Source organism: Chloroflexus sp. MS-G, assembly GCF_000735195.1.
In the GTDB taxonomy this organism is placed as follows: domain Bacteria; phylum Chloroflexota; class Chloroflexia; order Chloroflexales; family Chloroflexaceae; genus Chloroflexus.
This window is the reverse complement of record NZ_JPIM01000197.1, coordinates 1-4,219: the sequence shown is the minus strand read 5'-3', so window position 1 is coordinate 4,219 and position 4,219 is coordinate 1. Positions and strand designations below refer to the sequence as shown.

The window sequence follows — 4,219 nt, the reverse complement described above, 5'->3', positions numbered from 1 at the left end:
CATAATCCCCCCCTTCCTCTCCCGCAGTGCGGAAGAGGAAGGGGGGCGGGGGGGGGGAAGGTGAGGACGATCAGGCGTGCCCTGCAGCGCGTATTTAGATTCCCCCGTACAGTACTGTCCTTGTGCAACCTCCTCACACCGCAAGCTGGTACTACGACTGACCATCATACAGGCAAAAGGTACTATTGTTTTTGCTCATCAAATCAGGATAAGGTGAAATTGTAGCGCAAAAATCACACGAGATACGGCTGTAAGGTAACAGTGTCGTTCACCAAGACCGAACTCGATGTTCGGTTGCAGTCATTTTTGTTTCAATGCGCTAAAACGGTGGCATTCTGGGATGAAGAATGGTTTGGACATGCGTGAAGAGAATGCAGATAACAGCTACTGATCACGCTCCCGTTCTATCTACACCGTCTAGAAAGGAATCTGTCAATCATGCCCTTTGCGCACATCATTCGACCACGGATACTGACCAGCTTATTAGTGTTGGTATGTGGTATCATTTTCACGCCACTGATTGGATTACTGGCTGCTCCGGCACAGCCACAAACCCAGGTAACGCTGGCTACCGGTCAGCACTACGAACTATACACGACAGCCAATGGTGCCATCCAATTTATTAATCCCGACCCCGGTACCTTCCATCGCCTGCGGGCCATCGATGGGAGCTGGCAGACCCCATTGATCGCACCGGGTGAGAGCACAACACACATCTTTACCGTGCCTGGTCAGACGGCTTTCATCTGTGATATCGATCCAACAATGCGTGGCTCCATAACTGTTCAATCAGGCTACCCAGTCTTCGTCCCGCTTGTAATGAACAAAACTGTTGAACGCTGGTCACAACCGGCAACCTGGAGTGGTCGGCTGCCCCAGGCTGGCGATGCCGTCACCATTCCGGCGGGTAAAGTCGTTTTGCTTGATGTTAGCCCGCCACCCCTCAAGAGTTTGCTGATCGAAGGTGAACTGATCTTTGATCGGCGTGACCTTGACCTGACTGTTGGCTGGATCATGCTGCACGGTCAGGGTCGTCTACGCATTGGCACTCCGACAGAGCCGTTTACCCAGCGGGCGACGATTACCCTGAATGCCGATGATCTCAACGAAGACGTTATGAAGATGGGAACCCGAGGTATCTTGCTAATGGGTGGTTCCTTCGAGGCCTATGGCGCAATCCCGAACCGTGTATGGACTAAATTGAATGATCATGCGGCTGCCGGTGCCACAACCCTTACTCTCGACGAACCGGTGAACTGGCCGTCGAATGCCGAGATTGTCATTGCGCCAACAGATTTCTATGGTGTGTCAGAAACTGAACGTCATACTATACATCAGGCAGAAGGGACAGAGCTTACGCTCAAGACACCGCTTCAAACCGCACGTTGGGGGCGATTGCAGTATGTTAGTACGACCGGTCTGACATTAACGCCAACCACAGAAGTAACGCCGCTAGTAATCGATGAGCGTGCCGAAGTAGGTCTGCTCTCGCGACAGATCGTGATTCAGGGCGCCGATGATGAACGCTGGCGAACTAACCGCTTTGGCGCCCAGATTATGGTCATGGGGACAGGTGTCTTACGCCTCGATGGCGTCGAGCTACGACGAGTCGGTCAGGGTAGTCGTCTTGGTCGCTATCCGATCCACTTTCATATACTGTCGTATGCGGCTGACGGCAGTCTGATCGGCGACGCTACCCAGCAACGTATCACCAACTCAAGCATTTGGAACTCGGCTAACCGCTGCATCACGATCCATGGCACGAATGGTACTACCATTCGCAACAACATCTGTTATGACATTGCCGGTCACGCGATTTTTATCGAAGACGCTGTCGAGCGTCGGAACGTGATCGAAAACAATCTGGTCTTGAAGGTACGCCAACCACCTCAACCCATCTTACCGAGTGATCGTGAAGCCTTCCGGCGCGGTCCGTCAGGTTTTTGGTTGACCAACCCCGACAATATTGTGCGCGGGAATGTAGCCGCTGATACAGCCGGTAACGGGTTCTGGCTGGCTTTCCCCGAACGGCCACTCGGCCTGAATAAACTTGTTCCGCTCCGTCCGAGCAACATGCCGTTGGGGGTGTTCAGTCACAATGTTGCGCACTCGAACAACAAACCGGGCATCAACCTCGACTTTGCCCCCTTCGATGATGCAGGGAATACGCGCGAGAGTAAATACATACCGACCGTTGATGGAGGTCCTGATCGCTATAATGCTAATCGGGTGCGTTTTACCTTCAGCGACATTACCACGTATAAGAATCGCGATAACGGGTTATGGAATCGTACATCCTGGCCTGATTATGTGCGTTTTGTATCTGCCGACAACGTCGGAATGTTCTTTGCCGGTGCCGGTGATAACGGTCGCATCGTCGATTCGCTGATCGTTGGGGTTAGCCTGAACAACAGTACGTTACCACCAATATCAGATCAGCCGAATACAGCCGTCGCCAGCTATCACAGCACCTTCGATATTTTCAACAACGTGATCGTCAACTTTCCGCTGCACAATCGCCTAGATCGGGCCAGTGGTGCTTTTGCTACCAACGACTATTACACTCGTCCCGTTGATCGCGGGTTAATCCGCAACCCCAATAACCTGTTGATTAACAGCCATCCTGGCAGAAGGGTCATATCGCCGAACATTAATACGCCGGTTGGGAATGCTGCGCTGGCAGGCGCCTTGTGGGATCCACATGGATATTGGGGGCCGCCAGGAAACTATTGGGTGTACGACCTGCCGTTCCTGACCAATGGCCAGACCTGTACGCCGATTGACGGTGAAACTCATGCCCGGAGTTGTGCTGGCCCGTACTACGGTGTCGCAGGTTTTCGCATTGATGGCAGTGACCGCTACAAGCCACAAATGCCGTTGACCATCACCCGTCTCGATCACACTATGCAACCAATTGCCACGTGGGTGGTCGAAGACGGAAGTAGTGGTAATCGTAACACCTTCGGTATCATGGCACATATGCGCCATTTTGCCGCCGTTCCGAATGGTCGCTACCGGATCGAGTTTCGCGATAGTTCGGTGAGCTATCCTCTGCCGACCCAGGAAGTCATGCTCGTGCTCTCCAATATGCACTCGTCCACCGATCGCCTGATTCTTGCTGTCCCGTTCAGCAGCAGCATACCTGTTCAGGCGTACCTCACTACCCGTGAATTGTACTGGGATATTCAAGCACCTGGTACACCGGTACGCCATCTAACCCCGGTTAGCTCGCTGGCAGCGTTGCTTACCACCGAGAACAGTGTATGGCAAGACTATGCTCATCAACAGGTTTGGGTAAACGTAAGTGGTGGGATGCCCCTACCAGGTGGCGATCCATCTGATCCTCTGTCCGACGAAGCGCTCTACCGTGAAACATACCTGCGCATTTTCAAACCATAGCCACCGCTCGCACAGCATTGGCACGTGATAACGGGATGGGGCCTGATCCACCCCTACCGAAAAGGAAAGAGAGAAAAGGGAGAGTGTATAAGGAACGGTTTCCCCTCCACTGTAACTCTCCCTGTGTGAGAGCGGAAGAATCTTACCGGGCAGAACATCCCCCCTTCCTCTCCCGCAGTGCGGGAGAGGAAGGGGGGCGGGGGGGAAGGTGAGGGGACCTACTCCATTTCCTGCAGGGGATTATACCGATTCATCGCCGTGATCAGGCCCTCGCGCAAGATCACGTCAACTGCATCGGCTACTCGGGCAAGGACATCTGGTAGTACTGCTTCTTCTTCCGGTGTAAAGCGGCTCAGCACGTAATCGGCTGCATCCATCTTCCCAGGTGGTTGGCCGATGCCAACCCGTAATCGCGGAAACTCCGTTGTTCCTAATTGCGCAACGATTGATCGCATGCCGTTATGGGTGCCGGCACTGCCCCGCTCGCGGATGCGGATGCGGGCGAATGGCAGATCAAGATCATCGTAGATAACGAGCAACTCGTGCGCCGGATCAATTTTGTACCAGTTGCGCAGCGCCGATACCGCCTGCCCACTAAGGTTCATATAGGTTTGTGGTTTTACCAAAACGACCCGCTGCCCGTGAATGATCCCTTCGGCAAGCTGACTATTAGCCCGCTGCTGACGAAACGTCAAGCTGTGACGCTCGGCCAGTGTTTCAACACTGCGAAAACCAACATTGTGACGGGTTCGTGCATAACGTTCACCTGGATTGCCCAGGCCAACAATGAGCCACATGTGTTGTATCCTTACCAATAACT

2 protein-coding genes are annotated in these 4,219 nt (G+C 53.5%); one reads left to right on the top strand and one right to left on the bottom strand.

The annotated features are described in order from the left end of the window. The first annotated feature begins 438 nt into the window (after positions 1 to 438). Entirely contained in the window at positions 439 to 3,399 is a 2,961-nt protein-coding gene (locus JE47_RS0119615; RefSeq protein ID WP_236631322.1) for a G8 domain-containing protein, read from the top strand. Between the two features lie 218 nt (positions 3,400 to 3,617). Here the strand turns inward: JE47_RS0119615 and pth are convergent, their stop codons facing one another. Further along, on the bottom strand, positions 3,618 to 4,196 hold the full coding sequence (gene pth, locus JE47_RS0119610; RefSeq protein ID WP_031461370.1) for an aminoacyl-tRNA hydrolase: 579 nt from the start codon (positions 4,194 to 4,196) through the stop codon (positions 3,618 to 3,620). Between the last annotated feature and the right edge of the window lie 23 nt (positions 4,197 to 4,219).

What these genes read in the sequence shown, in the direction of transcription:
- JE47_RS0119615 (WP_236631322.1), top strand. Translation starts at nt 439, where the DNA reads ATGCCCTTTGCGCACATCATTCGACCACGGATACTGACCAGCTTATTA.
- pth (WP_031461370.1), bottom strand. Translation starts at nt 4,196, where the DNA reads ATGTGGCTCATTGTTGGCCTGGGCAATCCAGGTGAACGTTATGCACGA.